General features: G+C 30.8%; 22 protein-coding genes and 2 pseudogenes. 2 read left to right on the top strand and 22 right to left on the bottom strand.

What is annotated here, in order from left to right; translation table 11 throughout:
* Window positions 1-70: 70 nt before the first annotated feature.
* Window positions 71-358, bottom strand: coding sequence for a hypothetical protein (locus tag FF125_RS02635; protein WP_138948322.1), 288 nt, complete (start codon window positions 356-358; stop codon window positions 71-73).
* 237 nt (window positions 359-595) lie between these two features.
* On the opposite strand from FF125_RS02635, the gene FF125_RS02630 reads away from it, so the two are divergent.
* Window positions 596-1,123, top strand: a complete 528-nt coding sequence (locus FF125_RS02630; protein WP_250629664.1) for an N-acetylmuramoyl-L-alanine amidase family protein — start codon at window positions 596-598, stop codon at window positions 1,121-1,123.
* Between the two features lie 329 nt (window positions 1,124-1,452).
* Here the strand turns inward: FF125_RS02630 and FF125_RS02625 are convergent, their stop codons facing one another.
* From FF125_RS02625 to map, 20 genes and pseudogenes are all read right to left on the bottom strand, one after another.
* Entirely contained in the window at window positions 1,453-2,031 is a 579-nt protein-coding gene (locus FF125_RS02625) for a YdeI/OmpD-associated family protein (protein WP_138948321.1), read from the bottom strand.
* 8 nt (window positions 2,032-2,039) lie between these two features.
* Window positions 2,040-2,456 carry a DUF1761 domain-containing protein gene (locus FF125_RS02620; RefSeq protein ID WP_138948320.1) on the bottom strand — a complete coding sequence of 139 codons (417 nt, stop codon included), beginning with the start codon at window positions 2,454-2,456 and terminating at the stop codon, window positions 2,040-2,042.
* A gap of 51 nt (window positions 2,457-2,507) precedes the next feature.
* Window positions 2,508-2,900 (bottom strand): RidA family protein, encoded by a 393-nt coding sequence (locus FF125_RS02615; protein ID WP_138948319.1) that lies wholly within the window; start codon window positions 2,898-2,900, stop codon window positions 2,508-2,510.
* A gap of 76 nt (window positions 2,901-2,976) precedes the next feature.
* A complete protein-coding gene (locus FF125_RS02610; RefSeq protein WP_138948318.1) occupies window positions 2,977-3,666 on the bottom strand; it encodes a helix-turn-helix transcriptional regulator in 690 nt (229 codons plus the stop codon).
* 68 nt (window positions 3,667-3,734) lie between these two features.
* Window positions 3,735-4,646 (bottom strand): helix-turn-helix domain-containing protein, encoded by a 912-nt coding sequence (locus tag FF125_RS02605; RefSeq protein ID WP_138948317.1) that lies wholly within the window; start codon window positions 4,644-4,646, stop codon window positions 3,735-3,737.
* 15 nt (window positions 4,647-4,661) lie between these two features.
* Entirely contained in the window at window positions 4,662-5,525 is an 864-nt protein-coding gene (locus FF125_RS02600) for an SDR family oxidoreductase (RefSeq protein WP_138948316.1), read from the bottom strand.
* Window positions 5,526-5,927: 402 nt separating this feature from the next.
* Complete coding sequence (locus FF125_RS02595; RefSeq protein ID WP_138948315.1) at window positions 5,928-6,479, bottom strand: VOC family protein; 552 nt, start codon at window positions 6,477-6,479, stop codon at window positions 5,928-5,930.
* Window positions 6,480-6,535: 56 nt separating this feature from the next.
* A complete protein-coding gene (locus tag FF125_RS02590; RefSeq protein WP_138948314.1) occupies window positions 6,536-7,258 on the bottom strand; it encodes a helix-turn-helix transcriptional regulator in 723 nt (240 codons plus the stop codon).
* A gap of 80 nt (window positions 7,259-7,338) precedes the next feature.
* Window positions 7,339-7,857, bottom strand: coding sequence for a DMT family transporter (locus FF125_RS22055; RefSeq protein ID WP_262710564.1), 519 nt, complete (start codon window positions 7,855-7,857; stop codon window positions 7,339-7,341).
* A pseudogene (locus tag FF125_RS22050) lies at window positions 7,837-8,121 on the bottom strand (EamA family transporter); the annotation flags it as partial. The gene FF125_RS22055 and the pseudogene FF125_RS22050, both read right to left, overlap by 21 nt.
* 183 nt (window positions 8,122-8,304) lie before the next feature.
* Window positions 8,305-8,775 carry a MarR family winged helix-turn-helix transcriptional regulator gene (locus FF125_RS02575; RefSeq protein ID WP_138948311.1) on the bottom strand — a complete coding sequence of 157 codons (471 nt, stop codon included), beginning with the start codon at window positions 8,773-8,775 and terminating at the stop codon, window positions 8,305-8,307.
* The gene (locus tag FF125_RS02570; RefSeq protein WP_138948310.1) at window positions 8,768-9,208 is read right to left on the bottom strand and encodes an EVE domain-containing protein; all 441 of its coding nucleotides are present in this window, start codon (window positions 9,206-9,208) and stop codon (window positions 8,768-8,770) included. Before FF125_RS02570 ends, FF125_RS02575 begins: the two co-directional genes overlap by 8 nt.
* Window positions 9,209-9,239: 31 nt before the next feature.
* Complete coding sequence (locus FF125_RS02565) at window positions 9,240-10,130, bottom strand: SDR family oxidoreductase (RefSeq protein WP_138948309.1); 891 nt, start codon at window positions 10,128-10,130, stop codon at window positions 9,240-9,242.
* A 5-nt stretch (window positions 10,131-10,135) separates the two neighbouring features.
* Window positions 10,136-10,495, bottom strand: a complete 360-nt coding sequence (locus tag FF125_RS02560) for a VOC family protein (RefSeq protein WP_138948308.1) — start codon at window positions 10,493-10,495, stop codon at window positions 10,136-10,138.
* A gap of 235 nt (window positions 10,496-10,730) precedes the next feature.
* On the bottom strand, window positions 10,731-10,940 hold the full coding sequence (locus tag FF125_RS02555; RefSeq protein WP_138948307.1) for a hypothetical protein: 210 nt from the start codon (window positions 10,938-10,940) through the stop codon (window positions 10,731-10,733).
* A gap of 13 nt (window positions 10,941-10,953) precedes the next feature.
* Window positions 10,954-11,256 carry a DUF3817 domain-containing protein gene (locus tag FF125_RS02550; protein ID WP_138948306.1) on the bottom strand — a complete coding sequence of 101 codons (303 nt, stop codon included), beginning with the start codon at window positions 11,254-11,256 and terminating at the stop codon, window positions 10,954-10,956.
* A gap of 530 nt (window positions 11,257-11,786) precedes the next feature.
* A complete protein-coding gene (locus FF125_RS02540; RefSeq protein ID WP_138948304.1) occupies window positions 11,787-12,377 on the bottom strand; it encodes a TetR/AcrR family transcriptional regulator in 591 nt (196 codons plus the stop codon).
* 198 nt (window positions 12,378-12,575) lie between these two features.
* Window positions 12,576-13,307 (bottom strand): SDR family oxidoreductase, encoded by a 732-nt coding sequence (locus tag FF125_RS02535; RefSeq protein ID WP_138948303.1) that lies wholly within the window; start codon window positions 13,305-13,307, stop codon window positions 12,576-12,578.
* 89 nt (window positions 13,308-13,396) lie between these two features.
* Complete coding sequence (locus tag FF125_RS02530) at window positions 13,397-14,308, bottom strand: helix-turn-helix domain-containing protein (protein WP_138948302.1); 912 nt, start codon at window positions 14,306-14,308, stop codon at window positions 13,397-13,399.
* Between the two features lie 98 nt (window positions 14,309-14,406).
* Window positions 14,407-15,171, bottom strand: a complete 765-nt coding sequence (map, locus tag FF125_RS02525; RefSeq protein WP_138948301.1) for a type I methionyl aminopeptidase — start codon at window positions 15,169-15,171, stop codon at window positions 14,407-14,409.
* A gap of 319 nt (window positions 15,172-15,490) precedes the next feature.
* Here map and FF125_RS02520 point away from each other — a divergent pair.
* Window positions 15,491-16,465, top strand: a pseudogene (locus FF125_RS02520) (IS110 family RNA-guided transposase).
* A gap of 49 nt (window positions 16,466-16,514) precedes the next feature.
* Here FF125_RS02520 and FF125_RS02515 read toward each other — a convergent pair.
* Entirely contained in the window at window positions 16,515-17,117 is a 603-nt protein-coding gene (locus FF125_RS02515; protein ID WP_138948300.1) for a class I SAM-dependent methyltransferase, read from the bottom strand.
* Window positions 17,118-17,119: the final 2 nt, after the last annotated feature.

The raw sequence follows: 17,119 nt of genomic DNA, 5'->3' as shown, positions 1-17,119 counted from the left end.
CTCATATTTCTATAAACTTCAAATTTTTCCATAAGACATTATTTATTAATTGCTTAATGTCGCTTAGCGACTAGACTACGATTCCGATTAAATAGGTAAAGATTCCCACCACTGCTCCTGCAATCAACACAAAAACCAATACACGGGTAATTCCTTTTTTCAAATCTGAATTTTCACCAAAGAAATGTCCGGCATTAAATAGGAAGCCTATTAGAAAAATAACACCCAGTATAATTGGGAAAATAGAACGGACGGTTTGGGAAACATCATTTACGGAATCTTCAATACCTCCTATTTGTGCAAAAATGAGGTTAGAGATAAATAATAACACTGTGGTCAACGAAATTGATTTTTTCATAAGAAATATGTTTAAATTTTTACTTGATTTTGATATATTAAAAATAATGCATATTGTTATACAATATACTGACTATCAATAGATTGTGAATAAAATAAAAATTGAATCAGATTGTTTTTTTATGATGTCAATTGGCATCAAAATCTATGAAAATTGGAAAGAGTTATGTTGATAACTGTAAAAATATGGAAGGGTCTCACACTCAAAACCGTCATTTTTATGCTAATGCTACTCAAAATGTTGTTCATTTTTGGGCAAAATGAAGCGTCTAAAAAAGTAATCATAATTGATCCTGGTCATGGTGGAAATGACTCTGGGGCAATAGGTGCAAATGGAGTTTTGGAAAAGGATGTAGTTTTGAATATTGCATCTGAAATTATCAGACTAAATCGAACCCTCTTTGAGGACAGCTTTGATATTTATTTGACACGATATAAAGACACTTTGATTTCTTTAGGTGATAGAACAAATTTGGCAAAAACCTTAAAAGCTGATGCATTTCTGTCTTTACATTGTAATGCTTCTAATGTTATTTCAAAAGGAATGGAAGTTTATGTACATCATTCGGATAAGCCACTCCCTAAAACTTCAGTTTGGCTAGGTTTGTTCGTCTTAAATGAGAGTACTGAAAAACTAGGGTTTAAAAAACGAGGTGTTAAGTTTGCTAATTTTCAGGTATTGAGAGAAGTGATTGATTTTTGTCCCACCATACTTATTGAGACTGGATTTGTTACGAACTTGGACGAAGCGGATTATTTTTTATAAACCTAAAAATATTAGAGCGATGGCATTGGCTATTTTAATGGGATTGTATAACTATTTAAATATTGGATTTTGAAAGATTTTTTTTATGAAATTATTAAGAATTTAAAGGCAATTATGTCCACTTTTATTAAAGAGATCAATTCAATATTAAAATTGAGTAGTGTAAAGAATTAATCGTTTTATTAGATTCTTAAATTTGTCACTGTTCGGTAAATTCTCATTAAGTCCGGGTACTCCTTATCTCAAAACTTATCTTCAATACCGGCATTAATGAATCATTTATTTAAACTTTTACCTCAGTTCTTTGTTGTAAGCCGTTTTTCTTTCATCTAAATTGTTTTGGTTTTCATATTTTCACTTCCAAATTCGGCTATTTCTCTAATTCTTTTTTCTCTTGTTTCTGTTCGTTTGGCAAGAACAATCCAAGATAAAATTTCTTTTCGTTTTGACTTACTTAAACCTAAGAAATATTCTTTTGAGTTTGGCTTAGATTCAAACGCTTTTTCTAAATCTTTCGGAATCATTAATTTTTCTACATTGTCTAAAATTGTCCAAGAACCATTTTGTTTGGCAATTTCAATGCTGTTTATTCCTGTTGGTGTCATTAACTTTTGTCTAATCAAAGAATCAACTTTGTCTTTGTTGATTTTTGACCAAGTACTTTGTGGTTTTCTTTGACTAAAGAACTGTATGTATTTCTCGTTATCTATTGATTTTTTTATGCTGTCTATCCAACCAAAACATAATGCTTCATCAACTGCTTCACTCCAAGAAATTGTTGGAAATTGAGTGTTTTTCTTATAGAAAATTACCCAAATAGAAGTTGACGAACTATGGTTGTTTTTCAACCATAGTCGCCATTCCTTTCTGTTAATTGGGTAAAATGTTTCTATTTCTTTTTTAGACACCTATTTCGTTATTTCATTGCAAAAATAATTATACAAACAATAATAATTCCTACCAAATGATATGCTCCACTTATTATTCCGTACATAATTGGATTTGGAATATTTGGGTTAATTGCAATATTCATTGTGTTCGCCACTAAATACCCAAAACCAATAATGAATGCAAATTCTATAGCCGATTGATAACTATCAATATTTAAAGCGTAAATTAAAATTGCGGTGGTAATTGTGACAATAAGTGAACAAATTGCTGGTCCAATAATAAAAATTGGTGCAGGTTTTTCGGGCATACTATTCTCTTTGCCTAATGAAATCGCATATTGATTTTTAAAAAGCAAGGTAAACCAAAGTGCTCCAAGCATAAAGTAAGGAATGAAAGCTGCTAGGACACCAAGCCAATTAATTGAAGTTAATAATTCTGTCATTTTTTGATTTTATATTATTGTGAATTATAAAGAATGAGTTCATTCTTTGTTTTATTTAACAACCGTAGCTTCTAACTCTACTGTCAAGGTTGCAAAAAGTCCTTTTACCTCAAGTAAAGTAGTAGCTTGTTTGATGCCATATTTTTGAAGAAATGGGATATAGACATCCATACAAGTTGTGAAAAAATCTTGAGTTGAAGTAGTGTAAACATTTAATCTTACTATGTTTTCGCAATCATAGTCTGCTTCATTTATCAGTCGTTCTAAGTTCGCTATTGTCTGAATAAGTTGCGAACGCATATCTGCACTACTTGGCACACCATTAGAATCTAGGGCTACTTGTCCCGAACAGTAAAGTGTTCCTTCTACTTGTTTTACTTCTACTGCTTGAGCAGAATTTGTGTTTTTACCCCAAGTCCAAGGGTCAATTGTTCTTTTTTCCATTTTATTATTTGATTTTAAATTAAGACACAAATGTAAAATGGGTCGGTGACAGCCCTATGGCAAGGGTGAAAACTAATTAATGATATTTATCAAAAAACTCCTGTAAAGACATATTGTGAGGTTTGAAGTTCTCTAAGAGAATCTCCATTTTATTAATTCTGTCGAGGCGGAAATATCGAAAATCCTTACGTAACCTACACCAAGCAACTAACAACCAATTCTCTGTGCTTAGCAGAGCAAAAGGTTCAATTAACCTATTTGTTGTTTTGTTAGATTCGTCTATGTATTCCATTTTAACAAGACTATAGTTAGTGAGTGCAAACTGCAATTCGGAAAGATTATTACTGTTTCTTTCTCTATTTATATTTTGGTCAAATCGAGTACGGTCAGAAAGTAAATTGGCTTTGTCTTTTTCACTTTGCCTCAGCACCGCTTTTATTTTATCTATTGCTTCTGAGTAATCTTTGATAAATGAAGAATCTTTATTTTTCAACACCAACTGTTCTGCAAGAATTAATGCATTTGCTTCTTTTTCGGTAAACATTACTGGAGGAATTTTATAACCTGTCATTAATGTGTAGCCTTTTCCTTCTTCGGTTAGAATGGGAACACCTGCCTGTTCTAATGATTTTATATCTCGGTAAATAGTTCTTTTACTAACTTGAAATTTTTCAGATAGTTCTAAAGCAGTCAAAATTCTTTTGGTCTGAAATTGAATTAAAATTGCAGTTAATCGAGATAATCTATTTGTTTCGGAATAATCCATTTTTCAATGTCGTTTATAGCTTTTTTTGAATGCTTTGTGTTTGTTGCATAATCAGTAATGTTTAATTTTTAGTTAAAAGATTGCCTGAATGAAGTAGGTGTAAAGTCCGTTTTACTCTTAAATAATTTGCTAAAAGATTGTATATGCTCAAAACCTAATTCGTATGCAATTTCACTAACTGACAAATCTGTGGTTGACAGTCTTTCTTTTGCTAAATCAATTATTTTATCTTGAATAAAATGTTTAGTACTTTGACCTGTTAGATTTTTTAGCAAGCGACTTAAATAATTGGAAGATATATTAAGCTCATTTGCAAAATACTGAACTGTTGGTAATGCATTTTCTATTAAATTTCCTTTAATAAAATATATGGATAGCAATTCCTCAAATTGGTTTAAGATATTGTGATTTGTAATTTTTCGTGTAGTAAATTGACGTTGGTAAAAACGTTCTGAATAGGTCAACAATAAGGCAAACTGAGCAATGGTTACATCATGACTGAAATGGTCAATATTTGCTTGATATTCTTGAGCAATACTTTGTATAACGCCAACAATCATTTTTTCTTCTTTGTCAGACAAATGAAGCGCCTCGTTTATTTTGTAATCAAAATATTCATATTCCTTTATTTTCTTTGATAAGGGAGTATTCCAAAGGAAATCGGGATGTACAAGTAGCAACCACCCCTTATGATGTAATTCTTCATCTATTCTGAATTCAAAAGAAAGCACCTGCTTTGGAGACATAAAATGCATTATACCTTCGTCAAAATCATACTGCTGTTGTCCATACTTCAATTTGGCATTAAAATCTTTTTTTAAAGCGATTGAATAAAAATCGTTAGTGATGTTTGTTGGACTAGTTTGATAGTGTTTTATATCCTCAAATTTTATCACACTGATAAGTGGATGTTCTGGTTTGGGTAAATTCATAACCTTATGGTACTCGGTTATGGATTTAATATGATGTGGATTTGACATAGTGCAAAGTTATTTTTATAATTCAAAAAGTGTTTTTAACCCTTCTTCTAGCGTTGTTGGTTTGCGACCCAAATGGTTTTCTAAATCCTTCGTTATTTCGTCTTCTTGTCCATTTTTTATATCGGTGTTGAATTCAATTACTTTTTGAAGCATTGATTCAGGAATTCCAGTTGGTTTCATCATTTCTTGAAAACTAGAAATATCTGCCGGTTGGTATTTTATTTCTTTTCCTGAAAGTGCTGTCAATGCCTTTGCAATATCATAAAATGAATAGGCTTCAATGTTTGTGAATTTATATGTTTTGTTTTCATAACCTTCATTTGACAGCACATTTGCCATTGCCTCTCCCATTTCTTTTCTTAAAGCAAAAGCTACTTTCCCATTTCCAGCGGGTTGAAAAATACCCGTTTCAAACACTTTTTCACCTGTAAAAAGAGGGAGAACATCCATATATAAGGTGTTTCTAAAAAGGGTATAGTTTAGTCCACTTGCTTTAATATAATCTTCAGTAAGAAAGTGTTCTTCCATAAGTTGATGAGCGAGTGTTTCTCTATTCCGCATTGCCCTACTTGTGTAAGCAATGTTTTCAACTCCTGATTTTTTAGCTGTATCAATGACATTTCTATGTTGCTGAATTCGATTGCCTTGGTCGCTTGCTGAAATTAAAAGAACGGTATCTACATTCGCCATTGCATTTTCAAGAGCTGATAGATTATCATAATCACCCTGAAAAACATTTATTCCTTTTGCTTTTATTGCTTGTATTTTTTCTTCTTCTCGAACAAGGACAGAGATATTTTGAGCTGGAATATTCTTTAATAAAGTTTCAACGACCGCACTACCAAGATTTCCAGTAGCTCCTGTAATTAATATTTGCATAATTATTTGTTTTTAATTTATACAAAGTTCAAGAGTATTTAGCCTAAAATTTTAGTCAAATCCTGCCTTGTTGTAATCATTTCTTTCTTTTTCTTCTTTTGTCAAGATATAGACATATACTTATTTTAAAGATTTTATACATAATAAATAATTCTTTTGATTTGAAATTGAATTAAAATTGTTGTTAATCGAGAAAATCTATTTGTTTCTGTATAATTTATCAGTTTTGGTATGTCTAGCTTTGAAATATATCAAATTATAAGAGTCTCTTTATACGATGATAAGGTACTTAAAATTATAAAATAACAGTTAAGGTGCTGGTTTAAACTGTTATTTTATATACTTATAAATATTTATCCTAGTTTATAATAAACTGTTGGTAATTATATGCTTGTACCATACTCAATCTGGAAAGGTCTTTTTAAAAAAGTTCTTTTGATGTAATAATGATTCATTTAAAGATTTTTGAATATAGGTTATACCTTCTACTGCTTTAGGTGTTGAAGCTCGCTTTGTAATTTCGTCTGGATTAGTAAAGTCAATTTCTTCAACACGCTGATTTATCCACCAGAGATTACCAAACGGATCCAGAATTCTACATACCTTTTCTCCAAACCAAAGTGTGGTAATGGTTGTGACAGATGTAGCACCAAATTGTAATGCTTTCTGGTATACCTCTTCAACATCTTCAACATACAGATTCAATAACGAGGGTGTAGGATTCCATTCTTTTTTTGCGTCAAACAACATAACTTTCGCATTTCCTATCTTTACCACAACGTGTATAACAGTCCCTTGTTCATTTTTTATTTTACTATTTGGAATTTCTTCTGCTTTAAATACAGTTTTTAAAAATTCAATTAATTTTTCGGAGGATAAAGATATAATCCAAGGCGTTACTGATGTATAGCCATCAGGAATGCTTTTAATGTTTTTCGTGTCGGTGCTTTGCATTCGATTTAATTTTAAATTGTTTTACAAAGCTATTGCAAGTGTTTGACAACTGTTTGTCAGGGGTGGTCAAAATTATCTTTTCTATATTGTATTAAATATTGTTCAAGGCTCATTTTATCAGGATTGAATGTCTCGTTTATTACCTCAGTTTTTTTTATCCTGTCAAAACGGAATAATCTATAATCTTTCCGTAGTCGACACCAAGCTATTAAATACCAACTTTCTCCTATTTTATTTATTAATGCAAAAGGTTCAATGATGCGTTGAGTAGTTTCATTATTGTTAGGAGAAAAATATTCGATTTTTATGACATTGAAGTTTGTTATTGTAGCTTGAAAGAAGGATAATAAATTACTTGTTATATCATTGTCTTTCGGATCCTGCCAAAAAGCAACTCGTTCAGAAAGAAACTCTACCTTGTCTTTTACATTATTTTTCAAGACTGATTTAATTTTTGATATGGCTTCGGAATAATTACCTTTAAGGGATGTATCTTTATTTACATAAATGAGTCTTTCAGCAGTTATTAAAGCATTTGCTTCTTCTTCTGTAAACATTATAGGAGGTAATCTATACCCCTCCATTAACGTATAACCTTTACCTTCCTCTATTAAAATGGGAATACCAGCCTGTTCTAATGCTTTTAAATCTCTATAAATTGTCCGAACACTCACGCAAAATCTGTTGGCAAGGGATGTAGATGTAACCAAACGTTTTTCTTGCAGGCGGGTTAAAATTGCCGTTAGTCTTGACAACCTTGGGATTTCTTTGTTTTCCATTCTTTGTTTTAATAATTTCCCATTTAATTATTCATCTCATTTAAATAAATGGTGTTTCAAAATTTATGTTTATGAAATTATTACTTACTTATTCTCAATCCAATAATAACCAACACTGTTCCAACTATTTCATATAAAGTTATTTCTTCCTCTAAGATTATAAATGATAATAGATAGCCAAAAACCGGAGCTAAAAACAGCCATTTACTAGCTTTTACAGCATCTTTTTTAAGTAAATTTAGCCAAAGTAATGTGGCTAAAATGGAGACAACAAAAACTAACCAAATTAGAGATATATAAAAATTGTAATCTAAAACAATAGCTTTAGTATTCATCAAATATGCGATAGGAACAAGAAAAATTCCACCTATGAGAGTTTGCCAGCCATTAGTAGACCTATTAGATAATCTTAATTCGGTTTTTTTATAATATACACTACCTATTGAATATGAGGACATTCCGATTATTAATAATGTAATTCCAAGGAAGCTTGCTTTGGACTCTTGAAGTACAGGATACGTAGCTATCAACAATCCAAAAAAACAAGTAAGAAACCCTATTATTTCAAATCTAGAAACTTTTCTATTTAAAAAAATCACTGAAAATAGTATGATTAATACGGGGTTTATTGAAATAAATAAATTCATTAAACCAGCAGACACAAATTCAATAGCAACAAATAAACAGCCAAGCTAGATAGTGATGTTAAGCAAACCGAAGACTGTTATTTTTAACCATTCAGATTTAGAAGGCAACTTTTCTTTTAAAAAAAACTGTAAGACAGATGTCATTAATATTCCAGCTATTAAAAACCTAATTACGGCAAGTGTTAAAGGAGAAGATGAAGTTATACCAATCTTCATTGCAATTGCAGCTGAAGCCCATAATATTGCGAAACATATTCCTGTTGTGTTTTCTTTTAGTCTTATAGTAAAAACTCTCATTAAATTGATCTTGTTATTTATGGTTTAGATGTTCATTTTTAAAATAGTTCGTCCTAAAATATAGTGCAAGCCCCAATTGATTTATAAAATTATTATTAGTGTTTAGTCCTTTTGTTCTTCTTTTTTTTGTTCAATCAAATTGGACATACTCTGATTAAATGATGGTAAATCATGACCCAAAACCGAAAAGAATTCGGTGTCGGTATTTTCCACTACTGTCAATGCCTTTTGTAGAACTTCGGTCCCTTCACTCGTCAATTTAATTACTTTGGCTCTTGTATCAGTTAGGTGTTCCTGTCGACTTATAAATTTCTTTTTCTCCAAAGTTCTCAAAACTTTTGAAACCATCATTCTGTCTGTATTACTTTGGTTTGCAATGTCAACTTGCGTAACAGCATTACTTTTTTTTAAAAGCCAACCTAATGCAGCTAATAATACAAATTGCGTCTGTGTTAGATCTAAACGGTCTAAAATTGCTTTTAGCTTACGTTGCCACAACATAGTAACTTGTCCAAGCAAATAACCAGGACTTTCATTGGGGCTTTTAAATTGAAATTCGATTTCTTTAGGCATAATGGTATTGAAGCATTTGAGATGAGATTAAATTAAAATCGGGTTTGTTTATTTCAAGAATTCCAAAACGGAAAGGATAACCCCAACTTTTTTTGTTTTGGATAAATTGTAAATCATTGATTAAAGGAAGAATAGACGCATCTTTACATTGCAGAAATTCAATAGCACGTCTCGAAGGATAAAAGTCTTCCGAAACTTGATGCTGATATATTTCATCATCCAAAACTTTTCCTAATGCTGTAAATTCTTGACATTTATCAGGCTTACCAAAAGTTTGCTTACCTGAATAGTAAATCACAAGATCTCCTTTTTTCATTCTTTTTAATGGAGCAGCTTTTCCGTGACAAGTTTGTGCTATTCCTTGTGCAATTCCGTTTTTAACGTGATCTTTTGAAGCTGTGATTACCCAATATTTGATTTCTCTTTCTTTCATTTATGTGATTTTAAAAATAGGGGTTTCTTTCCTATCCATAAGTTTCTTTCAAAAAGTCATCAAGTGATTTTGTTTTTCGTCCTAAAACAGTTTCTAAATCATCTGACTGATGGTCAAACTCTCCTTGGGCAATGGCTAAACTGAATGTACTCAGTATTTCGATAATATTCTTAGGTAACCCAAATTTATCCATCTGAGCTTCAAATTCATTTAACCCCGGAGAAACATACTGGATAGGTTCTTTTATTATCTCTGATATTTTTTGTGCAATTTCTAAAAATGTGATTTGCTTACTTCCATTAAATTCCAATATTTTATTTGCATAGGCTGAAGGATTTAAAAGGATATTTACCTCCGCTTCAGCTAAGTCTTTTTTAGGAACAAAAGAGCTTAATCCATTAGCTGTGGGTAAATAAATAGTTTTGGTTTTTAAGAGTTGACGCTTATCTCCAATCAACATTTCTATTACTTCGGCATATAAATTATGTCTCAATATTGTATAAGTAATTCCTGAAGCTTTTATGAATTTTTCAGTTTGTTTGTGAGAGTCTACAAGAGCAGCTAAAGGGGAAGATGCACTCTCGTCTTTCCATACCGCACTAGTGTATAAAATGTGCTTAACACTTGCTTTTGTTGCTGCGTCAACCACATTTTTATGTAGCTGTGCACGCTGATTGTCATCTCCTCCCGAAACGAAGTATAACACATCAATTCCTTTAAAAGCTTTTGCCAAACTTTCCGTATTACCGTAATCACCAATTCTTATTTCAATACCATCATTATTATATAATTTTGTCAATTCATTTGTTTCATCTCGTACTAAAACAGTAAGATTTTCAACATCTGTTTTTTCTTTTAGAAGATTGATAACTAAGCTTCCTAAACCACCTGTGGCTCCAGTAACTAATATTTTATTTTTCATACTTTTTATTTAGGGGCTAAAAAAGTAAGTTTATAACCATCAAGATCTTTTACGTGAAAAGCGCTTCCAAATGGAGTTTCAAAAATTGGTGCCACTGTAGTTATTCCGTTTGCAATGAATTTCGCATTCAATTCGTCCAAACTTTCAGTAACAGCAAACCAAAGTGCCACACCGATTCCCAATTCTTTGTCCTCAAGTGGTTCAAGCGGTGTACGGATAGCGAAACTTGCTTTTCCTTGATTGTAATTAAAAACACAGGCTTGCGGATTCGAGTTATTGATTTCAAAGCCTAATTTTTCTGTATAGAAGTCTTTTGAGGCTTCCAGATTTTTCACTTGTAGTGATGCAAAAGTTAATTGTCTCATTTTGTTTAATATTTAATTGTTGCTGCAAATATAGTATATGCGACTACAAAAAAAACAAAAAATTCTATTTTTTTTTTGATTACTAAACATACAATTATTATTCAGGGAATGTTTTTCGGAACGATTTATCTGTGAAAACAGCTAACTTTAGCAGTTTAACATTGATACTAAACTTATAAAAATTAATTTTACTAGAGGATCTAAACTTACTAGTTATCATTCTTTCATTCTGTTATTATTCTAGTTCTACACATTTAAAATTCAATCCTTCTAATAATTCTACAACTTTTCTTTCTGAACAATTTTCGCTTTCTATTCTTAAAATGTTATCAGAATCTTCAAGATCAAAATTCCATCTAGATTTACAGAGCAATTCATCAAGGTGAGGTTTTAATAATTTTATTTCGGATTTTCTTTTTACACTTGTTTTAAAAATTGATATCATTACTAGGTGAATTTTATAGGTGACTCAAAATTTTCTTATCAATATAAAATGTTCCAAAAGGAATGAAACAAGCTAAAATAACTTTCCAAGTTGTTTTTCTAAATTTCCAGTTTTGTTCAACACCAACACTTAATGTGTTTATGAGAAAAAGCAGAAATATTGCTCCATGTATAGGTCCTAATGATTTGGTTAAGGATGGATTATCAAAATAATATTTCATTGGCATAGCAATAAATACAAGAACCAAAAGTGAAATACCTTCTAGGAAGCCGATAATTCTTAGCCTACCGATTTTTGTTTTAAATAAATTTTTCATAATTATCTGATATAAGGTCTACTTGCAATAGGGGAAAATGGCCAAGGAATTGCTATAAAAATGATTAATAGCGCAATCGAAAACCAAATTAACATTGTTTTGAATTTTTCTTTGTCCGTTAATTTTCGCTTTGTTAAGGCAGAACCAACTGTCAAGATTATAATTGCGAATAACATTAGAATTATATGTACCAAGCTAAAAAATGTTGTGTCAATGTTCTTTAGAGACTTATCAAAGTTTGCCCAAAAGTATTTTATGATTGGACTCTGTGTATAGAGAATAATACCTATTAAAAGTTGTGTGTGGGCTATTGTTGCAGTCCAATGCCTTACAAGATTGTCTAGTTTTGAAAATTTAAAATTTTGGAAGTAACCCCTAGTAGCTCTATAAATTGAATAAACAAGACTTATTAATACGAGCCAACGTACAAAAGAATGGAGAAATATGAGTGTTTGGTACATCAGTATTTTATTAAATAATGATGCAAAGATAATAAAACATACCAATTAGTATGTTTTGTTTAGTGATTATTAATTAAGATTACTTAAATAAATTTTAAGCTCTTCTAAATAAGAGTTATAACAATCCTTGTTGTTTGTGATTTTTCCAAAGTTTCTGATCCCCCAATAGCTTGATATAATAAAATAGGCAACTTGTTTTGGGTTTATATCGCTACGGACTTTACCATTTTCAATTCCCTTTTTTACATTATTCTCAATTGTAGTTTGCCATTCGATAATTAATTCTTTAAGTACTTTTGTGAATTCGGAATTCCATGGAGTCATTTCTTGTGTTAAATTACCTGCCGGACATCCATATTCAAGTTTTAAAAAATTATTTTCTAATAATAGAGATTTGGTCATGAAATAAATTTCCTCAATTGGGTTTTCTGTATTTTGTAAGGGGAAAATAACAGATTTTTGCATTATAGGTTTAACAATTTCGTTGATAATAGCAATGCCCATTTCATCTTTTGTTTTGAAATGATAGTAAAAAGCTCCTTTTGTTACTTTTGTTGTTGCTATAATCTCGTCAATACTAGTAGTTTGGTAGCCTTTCTTATAAATTAAGTCAAATGCTTTCTCAAGAATATTATGTCGGGTATTTGATGCTTTTGTCATAAAAGATACTAATTAGTAGGATTTGCAAAGTAATCAATAAAAATCAAGAATAAGAAGTTATTTAATTATGGATGTTTGTTTTTGGATTACAATTAACAGTTAGTTTATAATTTGTACGGAATTAAGAACTCAAAACGTTTGGTAGAGTACCAAAACTATTTTAGTTATTAACAAATAGGATAAATATAAATTTAGCCATTACCAGTGAACCTCTCCTTCTTCATTAAAAAATTTTCCAGTTGGTCCGCTTGTATCAAGTGTAGCATATTTAACAATTACTGCAGCTCCCATATTAGGAGTTCTTTCTCCTTCAAAATTGGTCAAATCAGTTGCTGTATATCCTGGGGCTACACTGTTAATTTTGAGAGTGCTATCTTTAAATTCGTGAGCTAACATAACCGTTAATGAATTTAAAGCTGTTTTTGAAGTGTTATACGCAAATACTTTATACGGATAAAACTCCCATTCAGGATCACTCTGCAAAGTTAGCGAGCCTAACTCACTTGAAACATTGACTATTCTTGGTGCATTTGATTTATATAAAAGTTCAAGAAAATGTTGTGTTACTTGTACTGCTCCAAAAAAATTAGTTTCAAGAACATTTCGGATATTATCAATAGAATCTATTGATGGTAAATTAGAAACTTCACCTGCAATACCAGCATTATTTACCAAAACATCAAGATGAGAAATTTTAGTTTTTAGTTCTTCTTTTGCTTTTTGAATTGATTTTTTGTTAGTGACATCAATTTCTAAAGTATCAACATCCGTAAATCCTAGTTTATTTAATTCTTTAACAGCCTTTAACCCATTTATTTTATTTCGGCTTCCTAAATATACATTGTAGCCAAGCGCTGCCAATTGTTTGGCTGTTTCAAACCCAATCCCTTTGTTTGCACCAGTTATAAGTGCTGTTTTAACATTTTTCATAATCTAATCTTTTTTAATTATTGAACAGTACAAAGATGCCATTCAATAGCAAGAATATGTTATGAGCTTCAAACAGGTTTTTATTAAATTCAAACAATCATTTGTTTTCTAAAATTGGTTGGCGATACGCCTATATGTTTTTTAAAGAAGTTTGAAAAATTCGATATCTCATCAAAGCCAAGACAAAATCCTATTTGTGATATATTCCAATTTGTATGTATTAAGAGTATTTTTGCTTCCTTTAAAATTCTATTTGCAATAATATCACTAGTTGTTTGCTGTAAAGTTTCTTTTAGTACTCTATTTAAATGATTAATATGAATATTTAATCGATTTGCATATGTAGATGCAGAGCGGAGTTCTATTTGATGATTAACATTTTCTATAGGAAATTGTCGTTCCAGTAATTCCATAAATAAAGAAGATATCCTTTCTGATCCGTTTGTAGATTGATGATTTACAAAAAGTTCATCCGGTTGTAGTTTCATTGCTGAATGGAGCACTTCAATAACAATGTTTTTTAGTACATCATACTTATAGATGTAATCAGAATTAATTTCGGTAAACATTTTTTGAAATATTTGTTGAAAATATTTCGCCTGTTCTTCACTCAAATTATACACTGGGTTACCATTTGGTTGAAAAACAGGATACTCACTTAATATACCAAATTGTTGAAAAAAACTTTCGGTGAATACACAGAAAACCCCCGATTGTTTATCACTCATCGACTCCCAACTATATGGAATTTGTGGATTAGAAAATACTAGTGCTTGTTTTTCAATATCAATCACTTTATCGGCATAATGCACTCGGGTTTTCCCAATTATTAGCGTTACTTTAAAATATATTCTTCGATTAAATAAAAGAGGTTCTGAATTCTCCCCCATAAAATCATCAAGTTGAAATACGTTAAAATGGCCTATCCCCTTTTTTAAATTAGTTGGGCTCCTTTTATCTCCATAAGCATATAAATCTTCTAATGTTTGTTCTTTATTCATAATCAAACTCAAAAAAATTTCATTCAAATTGGCGCAAACATTATAATAATAATTAGATTTTTATGCTAACTAGCTTAGTATATTATTTTTAATCGTTTTTAATTCCACACCCCATTTGATTCAGTTAAAATTATAGGAGTTTTATCTGTGATTAATATTGTTTGTTCGTGTTGGGTTACATACCCACCCTTGTTGCCAACTAAAGTCCAACCATCATTTAATTCTACAGCAACAGTAGATTTTGTTGAAATAAATGTTTCTATTGCTACCGTTGTATTTTTCTTAAATCGTTCTCTGTTACTTTTAACTCTATAGTTTAAGATATTCTCAGGTTTTTCGTGTAAACTTCTACCAACTCCGTGACCAGCCAAATTTTTAATTACTTTAAATCCTGACTTTTTAGCTTCTGTTTCTATTAAATACCCTATTTCAGAAATTCTCACTCCGCCTTTGATATTGATTATTGCTTTGTGTAAAATATTTTTAGAAGCATCTACAAGAGGTTGATGATTATGAATGTCTTTTCCAAGTACAAAAGAACCACCATTATCAGACCAAAAACCATTTAATTCTGCTGATACATCAATATTAATTAAATCTCCTTCTTTTAATATTTTATTCTTTGATGGTATTCCGTGAGCAGCTTCTTTATTTACACTTATACACGAGAAACCAGGGAATCCATAAGTTTCATAAGGTGCAGATTTAGCTCCATAACCCTTTAAAATTTCACCTCCATATTCATCTAGTTCTTTAGTTGACATTCCAACTTTAGCGTATTCTCTCATTAATTTTAGTGTAGTTCCAACAACTTCACTAATTTTTTTCATTCCGATTAATTCTGATTCTTTTGTTATTGACATTTATATTTTAGTTTGTGTTTTTTTTTAAATGGCTTACAACGTTCCGTGTATGTTGTCGTAGCTATCCCGAAGGGTAGCTATGCAATATACACATCTTAAGTTTACAATTCATTAAATTTAAGCATAAATCAGAAAAGACAAAAGAGAGGAATAAGGTTATTATACACGCAGAAGCTTGAGACTTCGTCAATCCCGACGCTTCGGGAATAATCCCCTCTCTTTTCTACACAGATTTCGTACAGTTCTATGAGGCTTTAAGACCTCGATTTTAAGTCGTTGAAACTCGCGTAGTATGTCCCTTCAAAAAATATTTTTTATTATGAATAAAGATATTAAATATTTTGGACTAAATGACATCAGTCATTTAGTTTTCGATGTTACCGATTCTGATGGTAATTACTATCAGTTTAAAAACAATGAATTTGGCTTTAAAAAGTTCACAAAGCTCTTAAATGATAATAGTCATTGTGTTATGGAAGCAACAGGTTATTACCATTATCAATTAGCGTATCATTTGCTAGAATCTGGTATAAAAGTGTCTGTAGAAAACCCTTTATCGGTAAAACGATTTATACAGATGAAATTGTCTAAAATCAAGACAGATAAAAGTGATTCAAAACTTATATGTGATTATGCTCAGCAGGTTGAATTAAAGCTTTGGTAAGGTAATTCTAAGAATGAAATAGAATGTCTACAAATCGTCAGAGCCCTTTCTGTATATACGAAACAGAGTACTATGATAAAAAACAAATTACATGGAGAAGACGTTTTAGGTAATCCAAGTAAAATTGTTGTATCATCTTTAAATCGTAGTTTAAAGCAGCTTAAAAAAGAGATAAAAACCTTAGAAGATAAACTATTGGATTTAGTAAAGATAGTTCATCAAAATCTCTTAACACGTTTAAAAACCATTCCAGGTATTGGACCAAAAACAGCTATTATGTTAGTGGTTTTAACAGGTGGATTTGATCGTTTTACAAGTGCAAGTGAATTATGTAGTTACGCAGGCTTAACTCCCGTAATTAGACAAAGTGGAAGCAGTGTAAATGGACGACCTCGAATTAGTAAAATAGGGAATCAGAAGCTGAGAAATTTATTGTTTATGTGCAGTTTTAATGCTTGTAAATGTAACAAGGCTTGTAGAGATCTTTATGAGCGAATAGTTGCCAAAGGAAAGAGTAAGAAACTAGCCTTAATTGCAGTGTGTAATAAATTATTAAAACAGGCTTTTGCCATTGCTAAATCAGGATTAATATATGATGATGCTTATAGAAGTACTTTAGTGAAAAATTAATGAAGTTTTACTTGTTTTTTACCACAGTACTTTGTTGTGGGCAGTGTTTTTATTCTTTCTTACATTTAATCAAATACATTGGCTGATTTTCGTCCACTTCAGTGATTTCAAAAAGTCCGTATTTCTCAAATTCTGTTTTGACCGATTCATTGTCGTAATAAAATATTTTTGCTCCTTTATGAATTTCGTAACGGTCTTTACTTATTAATTCACCTTGTCCATATTGTGGTGCATTTATTGTTATAGCAGTAAAAACCATAAATCCATTTTCAGTCAGTTGGTTGTAGCAGTCTTGGATTAACTTTTTTCTACCTTCACTATTTAATAAATGAATAAGTCCATAGCAGAAAATTCCGTCATACTTTTTGTTATCAAAAGGCATTTCAGTTACCGAACCGTGAAAAATATTCATATCACTACCGTAATGTTTTCTTGCGAGCTCAATAGCTGTTTTTGAAATTTCAATTCCGTTAACATTTATACCACTTTCGATAAATGGTTGTGCATTCCGTCCATATCCAATTCCTGGAATTAAAATGTTCTTTATAGTATTTTCTACAAAGAAATTCTTTGTGAATTTAGCAGATTGTGAAGGGTTCATTCCCCACAATTCTTGCTTATCATTAAAAGCTGTTTCCCAAAATTCTGTCATAT

Source organism: Aureibaculum algae, assembly GCF_006065315.1.
Taxonomy (GTDB): Bacteria; Bacteroidota; Bacteroidia; order Flavobacteriales; family Flavobacteriaceae; genus Aureibaculum; species Aureibaculum algae.
The sequence above is the reverse complement of the archived record's forward strand: the minus strand, read 5'-3'. Positions and strand labels throughout refer to the sequence as shown.

Bases quoted from the DNA above. Each gene is read 5' to 3' on its own strand.
- map (WP_138948301.1), bottom strand. From the start codon at position 15,171: ATGTCAATAACAAAAGAATCAGAATTAATCGGAATGAAAAAAATTAGT.
- FF125_RS02575 (WP_138948311.1), bottom strand. From the start codon at position 8,775: ATGCCTAAAGAAATCGAATTTCAATTTAAAAGCCCCAATGAAAGTCCT.
- FF125_RS02630 (WP_250629664.1), top strand. From the start codon at position 596: ATGTTGTTCATTTTTGGGCAAAATGAAGCGTCTAAAAAAGTAATCATA.
- FF125_RS02600 (WP_138948316.1), bottom strand. From the start codon at position 5,525: ATGCAAATATTAATTACAGGAGCTACTGGAAATCTTGGTAGTGCGGTC.
- FF125_RS02550 (WP_138948306.1), bottom strand. From the start codon at position 11,256: ATGAAAAATTTATTTAAAACAAAAATCGGTAGGCTAAGAATTATCGGC.
- FF125_RS02620 (WP_138948320.1), bottom strand. From the start codon at position 2,456: ATGACAGAATTATTAACTTCAATTAATTGGCTTGGTGTCCTAGCAGCT.
- FF125_RS02540 (WP_138948304.1), bottom strand. From the start codon at position 12,377: ATGACAAAAGCATCAAATACCCGACATAATATTCTTGAGAAAGCATTT.
- FF125_RS02590 (WP_138948314.1), bottom strand. From the start codon at position 7,258: ATGGAAAACAAAGAAATCCCAAGGTTGTCAAGACTAACGGCAATTTTA.
- FF125_RS02535 (WP_138948303.1), bottom strand. From the start codon at position 13,307: ATGAAAAATGTTAAAACAGCACTTATAACTGGTGCAAACAAAGGGATT.
- FF125_RS02530 (WP_138948302.1), bottom strand. From the start codon at position 14,308: ATGAATAAAGAACAAACATTAGAAGATTTATATGCTTATGGAGATAAA.
- FF125_RS02570 (WP_138948310.1), bottom strand. From the start codon at position 9,208: ATGAAAGAAAGAGAAATCAAATATTGGGTAATCACAGCTTCAAAAGAT.
- FF125_RS02635 (WP_138948322.1), bottom strand. From the start codon at position 358: ATGAAAAAATCAATTTCGTTGACCACAGTGTTATTATTTATCTCTAAC.
- FF125_RS02615 (WP_138948319.1), bottom strand. From the start codon at position 2,900: ATGGAAAAAAGAACAATTGACCCTTGGACTTGGGGTAAAAACACAAAT.
- FF125_RS02610 (WP_138948318.1), bottom strand. From the start codon at position 3,666: ATGGATTATTCCGAAACAAATAGATTATCTCGATTAACTGCAATTTTA.
- FF125_RS02515 (WP_138948300.1), bottom strand. From the start codon at position 17,117: ATGACAGAATTTTGGGAAACAGCTTTTAATGATAAGCAAGAATTGTGG.
- FF125_RS02595 (WP_138948315.1), bottom strand. From the start codon at position 6,479: ATGCAAAGCACCGACACGAAAAACATTAAAAGCATTCCTGATGGCTAT.
- FF125_RS02555 (WP_138948307.1), bottom strand. From the start codon at position 10,940: ATGATATCAATTTTTAAAACAAGTGTAAAAAGAAAATCCGAAATAAAA.
- FF125_RS02560 (WP_138948308.1), bottom strand. From the start codon at position 10,495: ATGAGACAATTAACTTTTGCATCACTACAAGTGAAAAATCTGGAAGCC.
- FF125_RS02565 (WP_138948309.1), bottom strand. From the start codon at position 10,130: ATGAAAAATAAAATATTAGTTACTGGAGCCACAGGTGGTTTAGGAAGC.
- FF125_RS02605 (WP_138948317.1), bottom strand. From the start codon at position 4,646: ATGTCAAATCCACATCATATTAAATCCATAACCGAGTACCATAAGGTT.